Annotated in this window: 18 protein-coding genes; 5 read left to right on the top strand and 13 right to left on the bottom strand. The window is 51.7% G+C overall.

The genetic code is table 11. From position 1 onward, the window contains the following. Window positions 1-158: 158 nt before the first annotated feature. The 13 genes from UNDYM_RS11870 to UNDYM_RS11815 form a co-directional block, all read right to left on the bottom strand. Window positions 159-1,589 carry an aldehyde dehydrogenase family protein gene (locus UNDYM_RS11870; RefSeq protein ID WP_162041210.1) on the bottom strand — a complete coding sequence of 477 codons (1,431 nt, stop codon included), beginning with the start codon at window positions 1,587-1,589 and terminating at the stop codon, window positions 159-161. Window positions 1,590-1,628: 39 nt separating this feature from the next. Beyond that, window positions 1,629-2,309 (bottom strand): FAD-dependent oxidoreductase, encoded by a 681-nt coding sequence (locus UNDYM_RS30675; RefSeq protein WP_232064004.1) that lies wholly within the window; start codon window positions 2,307-2,309, stop codon window positions 1,629-1,631. Window positions 2,310-2,311: 2 nt separating this feature from the next. After that, a complete protein-coding gene (locus UNDYM_RS30670) occupies window positions 2,312-2,920 on the bottom strand; it encodes an FAD/NAD(P)-binding oxidoreductase (protein ID WP_232063997.1) in 609 nt (202 codons plus the stop codon). Between the two features lie 2 nt (window positions 2,921-2,922). Further along, a complete protein-coding gene (locus UNDYM_RS11860; protein WP_162041209.1) occupies window positions 2,923-3,207 on the bottom strand; it encodes a 2Fe-2S iron-sulfur cluster-binding protein in 285 nt (94 codons plus the stop codon). Further along, entirely contained in the window at window positions 3,200-4,327 is a 1,128-nt protein-coding gene (locus UNDYM_RS11855) for an FAD-binding oxidoreductase (protein ID WP_162041208.1), read from the bottom strand. Before UNDYM_RS11855 ends, UNDYM_RS11860 begins: the two co-directional genes overlap by 8 nt. A 41-nt stretch (window positions 4,328-4,368) precedes the next feature. Further along, window positions 4,369-5,265 carry a dihydrodipicolinate synthase family protein gene (locus tag UNDYM_RS11850; RefSeq protein WP_162041207.1) on the bottom strand — a complete coding sequence of 299 codons (897 nt, stop codon included), beginning with the start codon at window positions 5,263-5,265 and terminating at the stop codon, window positions 4,369-4,371. Window positions 5,266-5,590: 325 nt separating this feature from the next. Next, window positions 5,591-6,193 (bottom strand): HupE/UreJ family protein, encoded by a 603-nt coding sequence (locus UNDYM_RS11845; RefSeq protein ID WP_162041206.1) that lies wholly within the window; start codon window positions 6,191-6,193, stop codon window positions 5,591-5,593. A gap of 20 nt (window positions 6,194-6,213) precedes the next feature. Continuing rightward, window positions 6,214-6,858 carry an urease accessory protein UreG gene (gene ureG / locus UNDYM_RS11840; protein ID WP_162041205.1) on the bottom strand — a complete coding sequence of 215 codons (645 nt, stop codon included), beginning with the start codon at window positions 6,856-6,858 and terminating at the stop codon, window positions 6,214-6,216. Between the two features lie 16 nt (window positions 6,859-6,874). Further along, entirely contained in the window at window positions 6,875-7,555 is a 681-nt protein-coding gene (locus UNDYM_RS11835) for an urease accessory protein UreF (protein ID WP_162041204.1), read from the bottom strand. Window positions 7,556-7,557: 2 nt separating this feature from the next. Then, on the bottom strand, window positions 7,558-8,076 hold the full coding sequence (ureE, locus tag UNDYM_RS11830) for an urease accessory protein UreE (protein ID WP_162041203.1): 519 nt from the start codon (window positions 8,074-8,076) through the stop codon (window positions 7,558-7,560). 3 nt (window positions 8,077-8,079) lie between these two features. After that, window positions 8,080-9,777, bottom strand: a complete 1,698-nt coding sequence (ureC, locus tag UNDYM_RS11825) for an urease subunit alpha (RefSeq protein WP_255456541.1) — start codon at window positions 9,775-9,777, stop codon at window positions 8,080-8,082. Next, entirely contained in the window at window positions 9,774-10,079 is a 306-nt protein-coding gene (locus UNDYM_RS11820) for an urease subunit beta (RefSeq protein WP_162041202.1), read from the bottom strand. The genes ureC and UNDYM_RS11820 overlap by 4 nt, the downstream gene beginning before the upstream one ends. Window positions 10,080-10,088: 9 nt before the next feature. After that, window positions 10,089-10,391, bottom strand: a complete 303-nt coding sequence (locus UNDYM_RS11815; RefSeq protein WP_110253278.1) for an urease subunit gamma — start codon at window positions 10,389-10,391, stop codon at window positions 10,089-10,091. A gap of 289 nt (window positions 10,392-10,680) precedes the next feature. On the opposite strand from UNDYM_RS11815, the gene UNDYM_RS11810 reads away from it, so the two are divergent. From UNDYM_RS11810 to UNDYM_RS11790, 5 genes are all read left to right on the top strand, one after another. After that, entirely contained in the window at window positions 10,681-11,283 is a 603-nt protein-coding gene (locus tag UNDYM_RS11810; protein WP_232063995.1) for an RNA polymerase sigma factor, read from the top strand. 8 nt (window positions 11,284-11,291) lie between these two features. Further along, entirely contained in the window at window positions 11,292-11,789 is a 498-nt protein-coding gene (locus UNDYM_RS11805) for a hypothetical protein (protein WP_232063994.1), read from the top strand. Between the two features lie 84 nt (window positions 11,790-11,873). Further along, on the top strand, window positions 11,874-13,100 hold the full coding sequence (locus UNDYM_RS11800) for a hypothetical protein (RefSeq protein WP_162041200.1): 1,227 nt from the start codon (window positions 11,874-11,876) through the stop codon (window positions 13,098-13,100). A gap of 406 nt (window positions 13,101-13,506) precedes the next feature. Continuing rightward, window positions 13,507-14,580 carry a threonine/serine dehydratase gene (locus tag UNDYM_RS11795; RefSeq protein ID WP_162041199.1) on the top strand — a complete coding sequence of 358 codons (1,074 nt, stop codon included), beginning with the start codon at window positions 13,507-13,509 and terminating at the stop codon, window positions 14,578-14,580. A 162-nt stretch (window positions 14,581-14,742) separates the two neighbouring features. Continuing rightward, window positions 14,743-15,687, top strand: coding sequence for a VTT domain-containing protein (locus UNDYM_RS11790; RefSeq protein WP_162041198.1), 945 nt, complete (start codon window positions 14,743-14,745; stop codon window positions 15,685-15,687).

The raw sequence follows: 15,687 nt of genomic DNA, 5'->3' as shown, positions 1-15,687 counted from the left end.
TCTTATAAAAGAACATCAGGGGCTTCCATGGGCTTGCGACAGAATGCGCAAATCACGGCTTGAACAGTGATTTGAAGGGAGGAATGGGACAAAACTGGGTATAAAAAGCAAAAAAAGCAGCCAAGCTGCTTTTTTGTTTGCTATAGAGCGATAAAAGATCAGCTACCGGTATAACTGGTCTTCATTGTAGTAAAGAATTCCACGGCAGCACTACCTTGCTCGCGGGCACCATAGCTGGAAGCCTTGCTGCCACCAAATGGAACATGGTAATCGACCCCAGCGGTAGGCAGGTTGACCATGACCATGCCTGCACGGGCATGACGCTTGAAATGAGTGGCGTATTTCAATGAGGTAGTGCAAATCCCTGCTGTCAGGCCAAATTCAGTATCATTTGCCAGTTGCAGCGCATGCTCATAGTTTTTGGCGGGAATGACGGATGCTACCGGGCCAAAAATCTCTTCCCTGGTATGCTGCATTGCAGGGTCGCAATCAACGAACAGAGCCGGGTTCAGGAAATAACCATCGGTGTCGCGTGACAGACGTTCACCACCAAAGGCCAGTTTGGCGCCTTCATCTTTGGCTATCTGTATATAGCGCAAATCCTGGTCCAGTTGAGACTTGTCTACCACTGGGCCTATATCTATGCCTGTCTGCAAGGCATGCCCTACTTTCAGGCTCTTCAACTTATCGATCATCGCCGCGACAAATGCCGGGTAGATTTTCTCTTCAACAATCAGGCGCGAAGATGCTGTGCAACGCTGGCCAGTAGAAAAATAAGAGCCCTGAATTGCCGCATTGACTGCCACATCCAGGTCAGCATCTGCCAAAATCACCAGCGGGTTCTTGCCACCCATTTCCAGTTGCACCTTGGCCCGGCGTGCGGCGCAAGCTGCCAGTACCCTGCTGCCAGTACCGACTGAACCGGTAAAGCTTATGGCATCTACCCTGCTATCCTTACTCAAGGCTTCACCAACAATACGGCCAGGGCCAGACAAGAGATTGAATACGCCTGCTGGCAAACCAGAACGGCTGATGATTTCTGCCATGGCCCATGAGCAGCCTGGCACCAGCTCTGCCGGTTTCAGGATCACGGTGTTGCCATAAGCCAGCGCAGGTGCAGCTTTCCAGGCTGGAATGGCGATAGGGAAATTCCAGGGTGCGATGATACCGACCACGCCTACCGGTTCGCGGGTGACATCAACGTCCACGCCCGGGCGCACCGAGGCCAGTTTGTCGCCGCGTATGCGCAAGGCTTCCTGTGCAAAGAATTTGAAGATGGCTGCTGCACGGCCAACTTCACCTATCGCTTCTGGCAGGGTCTTGCCTTCTTCACTTGCCAGCAGGCTACCGAGCTCAGCTTTGCGTTCATTGATTTCTGTACCTATCTTGTCGAGCGCGTCTGCCCTTTGCTGCACGCCAGAATTACGCCAGCCTTCTGCAGCATCACGCGCAGCGGCAATTGCCAGCTCTACCTGCTCATTACCCGCACTGGCGTATTCGCCAACCACCTCACTCAAATCAGAGGGACTGTGTGTGACAGTTACGTTTGCGCCGTCATGCCAGCTACCATTGATATACAGTTGTTTCATTTTTATTCTTCCTTGTTTTTTCAATCTTGTTGGTCGACCTTATTCATCAATATTTCCCGCTGCACCACTCAGGGTAGCGAGAGTCGATGTTTTTGTCGGGAAAACCGGTTGTCTCAGTCCTGGCGCATCCCAGCCAAACATGAACTGGCAGGCTGCGCCACAAATACGCCCCTGACATGCCCCCATCCCTGCCCTGGTCATCAGCTTTGCGGTACGCCAGTCGTCATGTTCCCGCAATTGCCTGGCACTGACGTCCTCGCAGCGGCACACCAAAGTATCTGACTTGCATAACTTGCGCAGGCTGTCATCGGTGGCAAAACTCTGTTTGAGCAAATCCGCAAATTGCCAGGCATGGGCGCGGCGCGCAATATCATCTTGTTCAGCCGCCTGCCCAATCGCAGCCAGACCGGCAATGTGCCCTTCTGCCAAAGCCTTGTCAACACCGCCTATGCCGCAAGCTTCTCCTGCCACCCAGACATCGGCGCGGGAGCTGGCCTGGTTGGCGTCAACCACGATACTGCCATCCCTGATCTGGCATCCCAACAGCGTGCCGATTTCCAGATTGGGTAACAAACCAAATCCACAGGCCAGCAAATCACAGCTCAGATCAATTTTCTTGTCGCCATACTGCAGACTGATTCCGAGCAGGCATTGCTCACCATGTGCCTTGATCACTCTGGCGTCATGGCGATAACGTACACTCTTGAGTTGCCAAAACAACTTCAGCGACTGTAGCAGCTTGCCTCGATGCGATTTGAGCAAGGCCCAGAAAAATTGACGTAAATTTTTACTGCTTTTGTTTCTATGATACTGACGACCTGACCGCCAGCACGTATGACTGTTTCCGCTACTGCCAGCAACAAGGGCCCGCTACCAGCAACAGCAACGCGCTTGCCTTCCACTGGCATACCGCCCTTGATCAAGGCTTGCAAACCACCAGCACCAGTGACACCTGGCAAAGTCCAGCCGGGGAAAGGCAAGAGCAACTCACGGGCACCGCTACAGATAATCAGCTTATTCCAGCTTAATTTCTGCGCGCCATCTGCTGTCTCCAGCAAAAACTCCTTGTCAGAAATAGCAGCAACAATGCGTACCCCATAAACCATGCGTACATTCAGGCAATTTGCCAGTGCCTGCCACAAATCATGCGCCCTCCGGTCACGCCACGCGCCTGGGCCACCGCGCCAGATTTGCCCGCCAGGTGCGGGGTTTTCATCGATCACAGTGACGGTGGATGACAATTCAGCTGCGGCCAGCGCCGCTGCCAGTCCTGCAGGGCCTGCACCTATGATAAGTATGTCCGTCGAAAACGGGAGAATCGCTGAGACCATCGTCACACTCCCAGACCAGCGGTTTCAGTATTAATCACCATGCCTGAGCGACAGTATTCCTGGCAGGCCAGTTTATGCGGCTGACCATTGATGCGCACCCTGCATTCCTGGCACACGCCCATGCCGCAAACAGCAAAGCGCGGCTGGCCAGAAACCGACTGGCGCGTCTGCATATTGTCATGCCGCATCAGGGCCGCAGCTACACTCATCTCTGTTGTTGCCTCAAAGGGAGAGCCGTTAATCCAGATTTTTGCGATTATTTTTGTGTCTGGGCCTTGCTCACGCATATTTCAACTCCTGCACAGGGAAAAAACGTTCAGGCGAATAATGTTGATAATCTATTTCTCCCGCCCTCCCAGCAATCTGGTCTGCCAGCATTTTTGCCGTCGCCATGGCCGTAGTCACCCCCAGGCCTTCATGCCCTGCTGCCAGCCAGATACCTGGCAGCTCAGGATGAGGTCCGATAATGGGATGACCGTCGGGTGATGCCGGACGCATACCCGCCCAGGCGCGTATGATTTGCATATCGGCCAGGCAAGGCAATAGCGTCATGGCGGATTGCAAGACTGCCCCAAGCGCCTTGGGGTCGAGGCTATTATCTGTCTGTCCATCCTGCCTGCAAGAACCGATCAGCCATTGCCCATTACTACGTGGTTGCACATTGGCAGCCACCGCCAGTGCATCTGCAGTAACTGCAGCCTGACCATAATTCATGCTGACAATTTGATGTGAAAGACGACCAGGATAACGGTCAGTAATCGCCAGATGGCCTTTGCGGCCAAACACGGCAATTTCAGGCAAGAGCTTGGCTACTTCGAGGCCAGTAGCGACAATGATGATATCTGTAGTCAGCTTGCTGCCATCAGCAAAAATCAACTGGTTTGCTGCTAGCTGAGCAACTCGCTTACCCAGAATTACATTGCCACCACGCTTGACCAGAAGCTGAACCATGAAATGCGCCAGCTTGGGTGGATACACCACACTATCGCCAAATACTCTGACACCACCAGCAAGGCCGGGACGCAAAGCAGGTTCCAGTTTTTGCACCTGCTCACCAGTCAAGGCTTCGGCACGCCATAGCCTAGCATTCATTGCTTGCGCGCGATGATGCGCCTCAGAAAGCTGGTCTTCGTTCTCTGCCACCCATAAGGTGCCGCATTGGCTGACTTCTCCTACGCTGGGAAATTCAGTGAAGAAATCTTTCCACATGCGCAAAGAAAGCATACACAAGTCCAGCTCCTGCTCGCTTTCATCCAGAGCAACCAGATGCCCCATACCCACTGCAGTCACTCCACAACCGGGAGAAGCCGCATCAATCAAACTGACCTGATAGCCCTCTTCCTGCATTTTCAAGGCGCAGGTGGTGCCGACTATGCCAGCACCAATGACACACACTGTTGTCTTCATAGGCATGCCTCCTGCGCCATCACATTCACTAAAACAAACGATCAGTTAAACGTTGGCAAAACCGGACGATTGGCAAGAGAAGCGCCGACCACTTGCTCTACACGGGTACGCAGAGCACCTTCCAGTGGCAGACGCGGTGCACGCACGCGGTCATTCGAATCGATGACCAGTGCTTCTACCAGTTTGATGTTTTGCACCAGATAAGTAGAGACATCCAGATCCAGCAAAGGACGGAACCAGCGGTAGATATCCAGGGCTTCGTTATAGCGGCCAGCCTTTATGAGACGGTAAATAGCCACCGTCTCATGCGGGAAAGCCACAACCAGACCAGCGACCCAGCCAGTTGCACCTGCAGTCAAGGCTTCAAATGCCAGGTTATCTACGCCAGTGAACAGGTCATAACGGTTACCCAGGCGATTGATGATTTCTGTAGTGCGGCGGATATCGTCAGAAGATTCTTTCACTGCGACAAAACGGGCATCGTCAGCCAGTTCTTCCAGCATATCTGTCGTCACATCGACGCGATAAGCCAGACGGTTGGAGTAAATCATGATGGGCAAATCACCGGCAGCGGCGATGCTGCGCAGGGTTGCTACGGTTTCACGGTGATTAGTGTGATAGATGGTGCTAGGCACAACCATCAAGCCATCGGCACCCGCTTTGGCGGCTTTTTCAGCCAGGGCACAGGCATCACGTGTTGCTGCCTCGGCGACAGTCAGAATGGCAGGCTTGTTGCCTGTCACTTCTTTTGTCAATTTCAGCACATCGATACGCTCGGCATGGGATAACAAAGGTCCCTCACCCAAAGAGCCACAAGCGATCAGACCATCACAACCGGCATCCATCAAATAACGGAAGCAGCGCTCCATTTCCTTGAAGTCCAGCGTATCGTCCTGGTTGAATTTTGTCGTAACTGCGGGAATGACGCCTTGCCACATGATATTTGCCTTATCTCCGGATCAAACCGGTCAATTTTTGAAAATCAATCAAAGAACCTGATGCTGACAAATCGCGAAGAAATCGATCACAGTAAATATAAGCCTTTTGCAAACTTATTTCACGCGCTGTCAGATTGAACATGACAAAGTGTAAGCCTGCAAAGAGGCCTAGTCTTGATGTTTGTATGCATTTTGAAAGACGAAATCGGCACAGTCGATTATTACTGTGCGACAAGGGTAAGCCGGGGCCAGCAAGATGCAGCAAGCAAGGAGAAACGGCCTCTCCTTGCCTGGCAAATGAAATTTAATTAACTATTATTGCGCATCAAGCAAGTGCTGAAAGGAAAAAAGCACCTGCCAAAGTGATCATCACTCCTGCATACCTTGGCAATGTACTAGTCAGCATCTTTTGAGCCGCATTGCTGGCAAACCAGCCAGCGGCATGAATCAGTGCTGTCGCCAGCACAAAACTGGCGCCATACAACACGGCAGATTCATACACTGGCATTTCTTGCCCATGTGCATAGCCATGCGCCATGGCAAATATCGACACCAGTGCCAGTCCTGCACCTACGGGCAACTTAACTGCAAAACTGATCAACAAACCAAGGATAAGCACAGAGGCGGCGATACCATGCTCCACGCCCGGCAAGCCTATGCCTGCAAGAGCCAATGCACCGCCAAAGACCATCATCAAGGGAAAGCTGGCTGGTATCAACCAGGCACGTGCATGCTTTTGTTGCGCTGCCCAGATGCCTGTTGCCAGCATGGCCAGCAAATGGTCAAGTCCGGTGAAGGGATGGAGAAAACCATCCTGCAGGGCATTCATGGAATGCAGCACACTGTCATGCGCCAGGGCTGGCAATGAAATCATGGCACTGCCCAGGACCGCGACCACATAAAGGCTGCGCAATTTATTTAGTTTCATATTGTTCTCCAGATTGAAAATTAGTTTTTGACTTCATCCAGCATGCCTTGCTGACGAATGAAACTGACGACTGCCTCCAGCCCGTCGCCTGTACGCAAATTGGTAAATACAAAGGGACGTTCGCCACGCATGCGCTTGGCGTCTTGTGCCATGATGTCGAGATTGGCACCGACGTGTGGTGCGAGATCAGTTTTATTGATGATCAGCAGATCAGAGCGGGTAATGCCAGGCCCGCCCTTGCGCGGAATTTTTTCACCACCGGCCACATCGATGACGTAGATGGTCAGGTCTGACAGTTCAGGGCTGAAGGTCGCCGCCAGATTGTCACCACCAGATTCCACCAGGATCAAATCAAGATCAGGAAAGTCTGCGCTCATGCGAGCTATCGCTTCCAGGTTGATGGAGGCATCTTCGCGTATGGCTGTGTGCGGACAGCCACCGGTTTCCACTCCCATCAAACGTTCTGCGGGCAAGGCATCGGCACGCAAAAGGATTTCCATGTCTTCCTTGGTGTAGATGTCATTGGTGATGACAGCCATTTCATAATGATCACGCATGCTTTTGCACAGCATTTCGCAGAGTGCAGTTTTACCGGAACCGACCGGACCGCCTATGCCTACACGCAGGGGATTTGGTTCTGAAGATGTATGTGTTGGAGTGTTCATTTTATTGTTCCTATTTTTATGATCTATACAGACGACTGTACTGCACCTCATGCTGCATGGACAGCAAAGACAAGCCTGGTGCCCAGTTCGATAATTGATCATCTTCCAGTTTTTGTGCCAGCCTTGCTGCCTTTTCCAGTTCGGGGCGTAGCGACAGCAGCAAGCGTTGTCCTGAAACCTGGCCCAAGGGGATGGATTTAACCCCCACCAGCACCTGGTTTTCTGCCCATGAAAACAGCATACCCAGCAATACCGATTCCGGCGGCACCTGCAAGGCAACTGCCGCTGCTGCCAAGGCCGTAGGCAAAGGCAATTCATGTTGTGCCAGCAATATCGCCAGTAACTCAGCATCAGCAATCTTCAGATCACTCACCAGTTTGCCCAGTGAATAACCCATTTGTATGCTCTCTGCCCGAAATTCTGCCGTATCCCTGGCGGCGATGAACAAGCTGGTCCAGTGCGATACTGCAGCCAAGTCTCTGCTCTCAAAAGCCTGCAACAAGCGCCACAGTACTGGCGCTTCAAAGCGGGCCACCACTTCATGCAGGCAATTGATAATCCATTCCCGGGCTGTGGCTTCGTTGCGCACCAGGCCCTTTTCTATCGCCGCTTCCATCCCTTGCGAATAACTATAGGCACCGATGGGCAAAGACGGGCTGGCCAGTTGCAGGAGATGGAGTAAGGCTGCAGACTGCATGCTCAAGCCTTGCTGTCGGAAGGACGGTGTATGCGCTGGCGCAAAGGTATCGGTGCCAGTGGATTATGCGGATGTCCATCATCGCCGCCATGATGATGGCCACCGCCATACGCACCTGATTCTGGCTCAAAACTGGCCTGCTCTTCAGTGACGACAGCGCCCAGCCCTTGCAGCATTTCCTTCAGCACCGGGTCTTTGCGTATGCGCAAAAAACCCTCGCCGACCTGCGCCTGGGTATGCCGATTGCCAAGGTGGAAGGCGCAGCGCAATAAATTAAAGGCAGTATCGCATTCCACCTTATACGTCGGTTCGGCAGCAGCAACGACTTCAATCACGCGGCCATCATTGCCCAGCATCAGGTCACCATGGCGCATGACTGTACCGCGCACGGTGAACACGGCAACATCTTCACCGCTGGTAAGGGTGGCACGCAAACGGCTTTTTTCACGCAACTCATACGGCAAAACCAGTTGCCCGGCGATGCTGTCGGCAGTCTCTATCTTTGTTTGTAATGTCAACATTGTTTAAAATAAGAAATAACGTTGGGCCATGGGCAGGATTTTTGCCGGTTCGCACACCAGCAGTTCACCATTGGCACGAACTTCATAGGTTTCGGAATCGACTTCCATTTTTGGTGTCAGGCTATTGTGTATCATGTCCTTCTTGCGAATCTGGCGCGTGTTCTTGACAGCAATCAGGGTCTTGTTCAGTTTCAACTGTTCTGCCAGCCCCGCATCCAGCCCCGCCTGCGATACAAAAGTAAACGACTTTTTCAAGCCACCACCAAAGGCACCAAACATCATGCGGTAATGCACGGGCTGTGGCGTTGGTATTGATGCATTCGGGTCACCCATCTGGGCAGCGGCGATCATGCCACCCTTGATGATCATCGATGGCTTCACGCCAAAGAAAGCTGGCTTCCACAAGACGATATCGGCAATCTTGCCCACTTCCAGCGAGCCTACTGCATGGGCAATGCCATGAGTCAGCGCCGGGTTGATCGTGTATTTGGCGATATAGCGTTTGACACGGAAGTTATCGTGACGCGCATTGTCTTCTGCCAGCGAGCCACGCTGTTGCTTCATCTTGTCTGCCGTTTGCCAGGTACGCATGATGACTTCGCCTACACGGCCCATGGCCTGGGAATCGGAAGACATCATGGAGATGGCACCGATATCGTGCAAAATATCTTCAGCCGCTATGGTTTCGCGCCGTATGCGTGATTCGGCAAAGGCAATATCTTCGGCGATTGCCGGGTCCAGATGGTGGCAGACCATGAGCATGTCGAGATGCTCATCCAGGGTATTGACGGTGTAAGGGCGGGTAGGATTGGTGGAAGACGGCAATACATTTGCCTCACCCACCGCCGCAATAATATCGGGCGCATGGCCACCGCCCGCACCTTCGGTATGGAAGGTATGGATAGTCCTGTCCTTGAATGCAGCCAAGGTATGTTCCAGGAAGCCACCTTCGTTGAGCGTGTCACTATGGATAGCGACCTGCACATCCATCTTGTCTGCCACAGTCAGGCAATTATCGATTGCTTGTGGTGTCGTGCCCCAGTCTTCATGCAGCTTCAAGCCTATGGCACCTGCTCTGATCTGCTCCTCCAGCGGTAAAGGCAAGCTGACATTACCCTTGCCCATAAAACCCAGGTTCATAGGGAAAGCATCTGCCGCCATCAGCATGGAATGCAAATGCCAGGGGCCAGGAGTACAGGTGGTTGCTGCCGTGCCAGTGGCAGGGCCGGTGCCGCCGCCAAGCATGGTGGTAACGCCGCTCATCAATGCTTCTTCAATCTGCTGCGGACAAATGAAGTGGATATGCGAATCGATGCCACCAGCGGTCACGATCTTGCCCTCACCGGCAATTATCTCGGTCGCGCCGCCAATTGCCATGTCAACGCCGGACTGTATGTCAGGATTGCCAGCCTTGCCTATACAGGCAATCAAGCCATTTTTAATCCCAATGTCAGCCTTGACGATGCCCCAGTGATCAATAATGACGGCATTGGTGATGACAGTATCCATGACTTCAGCATGTGATCTTTGTGACTGGCCCATGCCATCGCGTATCACCTTGCCGCCGCCAAATTTCACTTCTTCGCCATAGATGGCAAAGTCTTTTTCAATTTCGATGAACAAGCCAGTGTCTGCCAGGCGAATGCGGTCACCCGTAGTCGGCCCAAACATTTCAGCATAAGCGTGACGTGAAATTTTCACAGCGCCCCCATCACTTTGCCGCTAAAGCCATAGACTTTTCTGTCACCTGCCAGGGCTACCAGCTCTATGCTGCGTTGCTGTCCAGGTTCAAAACGTATGGCGGTGCCAGCAGCAATATTGAGGCGCATGCCGTAGGCCTGTTGACGGTCAAATTGCAGGGACGGATTGGTTTCAAAAAAATGAAAATGTGAGCCCACCTGTATCGGCCTGTCACCGCTATTGGCTACAGTAATGCTGACGATGGCACGACCGACATTCAGTTCTATATCCCCATCCTCTATCAGGGTTTCGCCTGGTATCATGATTTTCTCCTAAGGAATGGGGTGATGAACGGTGACCAGCTTGCTGCCGTCCGGGAATGTCGCTTCGACCTGAATATCAGGAATCATTTCTGGCACACCTTCCATGACATCGGCACGGCTGAGAATTTGTGTGCCTTCCGACATCAATTCGGCCACCGTGCGGCCATCGCGTGCGCCTTCCATGATGGCAGCAGTAATCAGGGCGACTGCTTCTGGGTAATTCAACTTCAGGCCGCGTGCTTTACGCCTTTCTGCCAACAAGGCGGCGGTAAATATCAGCAACTTATCTTTTTCTCTGGGTGTCAGATCCATATCTTCTTTCGCTTATTGTCTGTGCTATCACCGAACTTATTATTTATCGCCATTTACAAAATAACAAGCAAGTCCACCAAGGTGACAGGCCAGCCCTCTAAAAACATTATAAAAAGCAACACAGCAAGTTTTGAACCAAGGGCAAATAGCCTGAATTACCGGAATGCGCACCAAACAGAGGCAAGATCTCACCAAGTTAGTGCATTTCATATAAATGCAGATGGCGCGAAAATAATTGGAACTTTTGATACTCCTGAGAGTAATACCTTAAAACAACCAACAAATAAACGTGGATAACCAAGAGACAGATTCCAGCTTGCTGACAAAAATGCGCGATGGTGATGTTGCTGCATTTCAACGTCTGTACCAGCGTCATCAGGGGCCTATCTATCGCTATGCATTGATGCGATGTGGCCAAAGTGCGCTGGCAGCGGACGTGGTGCAGGATGTTTTCATGGGTTTATTGAGCAAGTCTTACCGCTATGACGCAGGCCTGGGCAGTTTGCAAAATTTTCTGTTTGGCGTAGCAAGAAATTTATTGTTGAAACAGGACCAGGCAGAACGCCGCCGCCAGTCATTACCAGGTTATAGCGACGAAGATGGAGAAGAAGTCTTGATGAGTGAAACGACAGAACTGGCGGATGTCATCTTCCATCAGCAAATGACTGAACATGTGCGGCAGGCAGTCTCGGTACTGCGCCCTCATTATCGTGACGTGATTATTTTGTATGAATTGCAGGAACTGTCGTACGCAGAGATAGCCGTGATTTGCGACATAGATATAGGAACAGTTCGCTCACGCCTGTCGCGGGCGCGGGCAGCGATACTGCAATACAGCGAAAGACTGGGCTGGCGACCCGACGCAGCGGCAAAAACCGGAACACAAAGATGAAAGACCTTATGAATACCCCACAGGACACCAGCAATGCCGATGCTTTGCTGGATCAGCAGTTCAGCCTTTTGCGCAAAGATTTGCAGGAGCTGAATACGCCAACGGCGATCGAGCAGACTTTATTGCAAGCTTTTGCCAAACAACGGGCCAAGGATAAAAAACAGGCACGCAGCAAACGCCTGCGCCCGTGGCTGGCAGGTTTACTGACGCTGAGTGGCAGCTTTGGTCTGGTCATGCTGACGGTCATATTCCCAGCATCGCAGCATCAACTGACGCCGGACAGCAGCGCAGTTTCAAACTCGGAACTGCCTCCCTTTGTCGCTCTGGTGCCGATGGAGCGTCTGGAAGAAGGCACACCTCACATGATGGAAACTGAAGTGCCAGCTGCCTGGTTGGCCAGTTTGGGCATGCCTGTTAGTCCTGAAATTGCTGGGGAGACGGTGCGGGCACAGATGCTGGTGGATGCGGAAGGCTCACCTTTGGCCATGCGCCTGCTCAAAAATTAATGCATCTGTTTGAGCAAAATTTTTAATTTCGACATTGATTTTTTTATTTCAACTACCTTTCACCATGAGCAAGAGGGAAACATCATGACTATCAAACTTCCAATATTGGTCCTTTTGAGTTATTCATGGACTGTGGCGCAAGCAAATGTCATCAACGACAATCCGGCGCCAGTTGCGCCAGAAGAAAAACAAACACGCCTGCAACTTGAATTCCATAGGGCTACTCCGCTTGCCCCCATGCCACCCGCTCCACCGATGCCACCTTTAGCTCCCATGTCTCCAATTTCTGTCATGCCAACCATGCCGACACTTGCGGCATTGGCCGACTTGCCCGAAGCTGGCACCATCAATAAAACTATCTCAGATGCAATGAGTGCAGCAAGAAATGCTAACGATGCCATGAACGCTGTTTTCTCTGGCATGCAGGACATGCATATCTCCAACACGATTAAAAATGCGGCATACAGCGCAGAAATCATTACCGAAAAAACACAGACCTTAGCTGACGGCAATCAGATCAGCAATAAAACTTCCAGTTCGGTCTATAGAGATAATGCTGGCCGCATTCGCTATGAAGTCCGCGACAGCAAAGGGAACTTGTCGCAAATTTTCATCACTGATCCGGTGGAAAACTCACGGTACATCATCATTCCTGAAAGAAAGACCGTCACCAAAGTGATGCTGGCCAAAACACCAGACGGGAAAGTCATCGCCCAAAAAGAGAAGCAGGAAGGAAATACAGGCCGGATTTATCTACAAACGAATGATGATGAAATCATTATCAAGACATTGAAAAAGAAAACTGATGATAAATCTGAAGGCAACAAAGAAGCACGAGAAGAAATCAAGGTCATTAATGCTAAATCTTCCAGCTATGTACCAGGACCTCATACTGCCTTCATCAGTGCGACAGATAATCTGATTAACATCATAAAAACCTCACCGCTCCCGACTGCGTTCATGGACACTCGCTGGAGTAATAAAACGGGCACCAAGGATATCGGCACAAAAGAAATCGATGGCGTTCGCGCTGAAGGAAAAATGCGTTCTTATCAAATCCCTGCCGGAGAGATCGGCAATAAAAATCCGATTACTGTCAGTTCTGAAACCTGGTACTCCCCCGACTTGCAATTAACCGTTCTTATCAAGCAAAGTGACCCTCGCACTGGTGAATGGAGCTATCGTCTGAACAACCTGAAACGTACAGAGCCAGCCGCCAATCTGTTTACTGTTCCGGAAGGGTACACCGTAAGAAACGTCAACCTCGCACAAAAAATCGTTATTGAAAGACGCGAAGAAAAGAAACCCTGATCCCTCCGGCCAGCCGGGCCGTTTTTGCAGGGCTTGTGAGTGGGCAGGGCCAGGATTCCCGACCTGCCCTGCCACTCTTTTTTAAAGTTGCTTGCCAATATTCCCGGGATTGGTTATAGTTTTTCCATGCACGCAATTACCCATCCCCTGCTGAACACGAACTTATGCGCAATTAATGCCGCATCTGCTGTCGTGCACGCGATTGCGCTGCCTGTTGTTTCCATCTGCGACATTTCCATTATTCGAATTATTCCGGGTCGTTAAGCTACGGCGTATGCCGGTGCCTGGCGGCCCTTCAACTCATCCTATTTTGATGTCCTGAGCGCTATTGCTGTCACTTATTGTTGTGACCATCGCGCCCAAGCCTTCTCTGATTTTTTCTGCTGATTTTTATTCTGGAGTTTTTATGTCCCATGTCGCCACAGACAGGCTTGTGCACGCCCCTGCGTCCTTATCGTCCATCTTATTGAGTGCAGGTTTTCCTTATCCTTCGCTGGCAGATATCCGCAAGACTGCTGCCAGCTTGTCGCAACAGGTTTTGCACACCCCTGTCTGGCACTGGCAAACCGGGTCTGCCCTGGACAAGCTGGAGCCTGATACTGAAGTCTGGCTGAAGCTGGAGTTATTTCAAAAAACCGGTACGTTCAAGTTACGCGGAGCGTTGAATTGCATATCTGCGCTGGATGCAGATGCGCGCGAGCTTGGGGTAGTAGCTGTCAGTGCAGGCAATCATGCAATGGCAGTTGCCTATGCGGCCAAGCTGGCGGGCGTGTCTTGCAAAGTGGTGTTGCCACGTCATGCCAGCCCCACCCGTATCAGGGCTTGCCGACAAGATGGTGCGGAAGTGATACTGGAAGCGGACATGCATAAGGCATTCGCACTGGGACAGCGCATTATGGAAGAAGAGCAGCGCACCATGATCCATCCTTATGATGGACCGTTGACTGCACTTGGCACTGCAACAGTGGGGCTGGAACTGATGCAGCAAGTGGTGCAACTGGATGCCGTGATCGTGCCTATCGGTGGTGGCGGTCTGTGCGGCGGCATTGCTTCTGCCGTCAAACAACTGGCACCACATTGCGCTGTCTATGGAGTTGAACCCTATGGCGCAGATGCCATGTACCGCAGCTTCCAGTCTGGTCAACCAGAGAAATTAAAGGAGGTCGATAGCATAGCCGACAGCCTCTGCGCGCCCTACGCCATGGATTACAGTTTCAGGGTATGCCAGCGTTTTGTGGATGAGGTGGTCAGGGTCAGTGATGATGAAATCTGTACAGCCATGTCGGATTTATATCATGACGTCAAGTTGGTGGCTGAACCTGCTGCTGCGGTTGCCACGGCAGGCTTGTTTGGTCCATTGCGCGAACGAATCGCAGGCAAACGGGTAGCTGTGATTGTCTGCGGATCTAATGTCGATCCTGCCAGATATGCAGAATTGCTTGGCAGGGCTGGATCATCAGCGCACGGGCTGGCCGCCTAAAGCTGCTGTTCAGTTTGCAACAGGCATCACATGCGTGATATGCAAAGCCTTGCAATGCCCTACAATAGGGGTTCACTCAGGCATGAACATGTACGGATTTTACATTTACCGTTCCATGCCTGTTCACAGCATGATTACTCATGATTACTAACGGAATTGCATATGCAACAAGGCTGGCTGGCAGATTTTTTTCGTCAAAACGATAGTTTGATGGTGTTTGTCAACGTCTTGTTGCAGCAACTGGGCTTGCCTGTGCCAGCAGTGCCGACCATGATGTTCAATGCCAGCCAGGCAACTCAGTCCGGGCAATTGCTGGTGTTGTTGATGGCGGCGGTAGGCGCTTCATTGATTGCTGACCTGATCTGGTACCAGGCAGGCAAGAAATTTGGCTACAGCGTACTGAAGTTTTTATGCAAGATGTCGATCAACCCCGGTTCTTGTGTGAATCAGACCGAAGCAAGGTTTCATCGATGGGGTGTGTGGTCGCTGGTGGTGGGCAAATTCATACCCGGCTTTTCTACTGTGGCGCCACCGGTAGCTGGTGCTTTGGGCATGCCGCGTACGTCATTCATGCTGGCGTCTGCCGCAGGCGCAGCTTTATGGGCAGGGCTGGCATTGCTGGCAGGCTTTGCCTTGCAGGCGCAAATTGAAGCTGGTCTGGTATTTTTATCGGCACAGGGTATACGTATTGCGGCAATTTTCATTGCCTTGATATTGAGCTGGCTAGCCTGGAAATTCTGGCAAAAGAAACGCTTTGAAAAACTTGCGTCTATCCCTCATTTCAGTGCGACTGAAATGTCAGACATACTGAAAACCAGCGCTCTGCCCCATATCATAGACCTGCGTAGCCCGGCGCTGATTGCAGAAACCGGTACCATACCCCATGCCATGGTCAGTGAGGTCAAGCAGGTTGGCAATGCTGCCCAACATTGGCCGCAGCATGAAATGATCATTACGATATGCGCTTGCCCTGGCGATGCAGGTGCCGTGCATGCCGCTCACACCCTGAGGCAATTGGGATTTAAAGATGTCAGGCCTTTTGCGGGCGGTTTTGATGCATGGCAGGAATTGTCTGCCCAGCACCCGCACTTGCTGATCAAGGTTTGA

The organism is Undibacterium sp. YM2 (genome assembly GCF_009937975.1).
In the GTDB taxonomy this organism is placed as follows: Bacteria; Pseudomonadota; Gammaproteobacteria; order Burkholderiales; family Burkholderiaceae_D; genus Undibacterium.
This window is presented reverse-complemented; position numbering and strand designations above follow the sequence as displayed.

What these genes read in the sequence shown, in the direction of transcription:
- UNDYM_RS11860 (WP_162041209.1), bottom strand. Translation starts at nt 3,207, where the DNA reads ATGCGTGAGCAAGGCCCAGACACAAAAATAATCGCAAAAATCTGGATT.
- UNDYM_RS11800 (WP_162041200.1), top strand. Translation starts at nt 11,874, where the DNA reads ATGACTATCAAACTTCCAATATTGGTCCTTTTGAGTTATTCATGGACT.
- ureG (WP_162041205.1), bottom strand. Translation starts at nt 6,858, where the DNA reads ATGAACACTCCAACACATACATCTTCAGAACCAAATCCCCTGCGTGTA.
- UNDYM_RS11820 (WP_162041202.1), bottom strand. Translation starts at nt 10,079, where the DNA reads ATGATACCAGGCGAAACCCTGATAGAGGATGGGGATATAGAACTGAAT.
- UNDYM_RS11855 (WP_162041208.1), bottom strand. Translation starts at nt 4,327, where the DNA reads ATGAAGACAACAGTGTGTGTCATTGGTGCTGGCATAGTCGGCACCACC.
- UNDYM_RS11805 (WP_232063994.1), top strand. Translation starts at nt 11,292, where the DNA reads ATGAATACCCCACAGGACACCAGCAATGCCGATGCTTTGCTGGATCAG.
- UNDYM_RS11790 (WP_162041198.1), top strand. Translation starts at nt 14,743, where the DNA reads ATGCAACAAGGCTGGCTGGCAGATTTTTTTCGTCAAAACGATAGTTTG.
- ureE (WP_162041203.1), bottom strand. Translation starts at nt 8,076, where the DNA reads ATGTTGACATTACAAACAAAGATAGAGACTGCCGACAGCATCGCCGGG.
- UNDYM_RS11850 (WP_162041207.1), bottom strand. Translation starts at nt 5,265, where the DNA reads ATGTGGCAAGGCGTCATTCCCGCAGTTACGACAAAATTCAACCAGGAC.
- UNDYM_RS30670 (WP_232063997.1), bottom strand. Translation starts at nt 2,920, where the DNA reads ATGGTCTCAGCGATTCTCCCGTTTTCGACGGACATACTTATCATAGGT.
- UNDYM_RS11795 (WP_162041199.1), top strand. Translation starts at nt 13,507, where the DNA reads ATGTCCCATGTCGCCACAGACAGGCTTGTGCACGCCCCTGCGTCCTTA.
- UNDYM_RS11845 (WP_162041206.1), bottom strand. Translation starts at nt 6,193, where the DNA reads ATGAAACTAAATAAATTGCGCAGCCTTTATGTGGTCGCGGTCCTGGGC.
- UNDYM_RS11870 (WP_162041210.1), bottom strand. Translation starts at nt 1,589, where the DNA reads ATGAAACAACTGTATATCAATGGTAGCTGGCATGACGGCGCAAACGTA.
- UNDYM_RS11835 (WP_162041204.1), bottom strand. Translation starts at nt 7,555, where the DNA reads ATGCAGTCTGCAGCCTTACTCCATCTCCTGCAACTGGCCAGCCCGTCT.
- UNDYM_RS11815 (WP_110253278.1), bottom strand. Translation starts at nt 10,391, where the DNA reads ATGGATCTGACACCCAGAGAAAAAGATAAGTTGCTGATATTTACCGCC.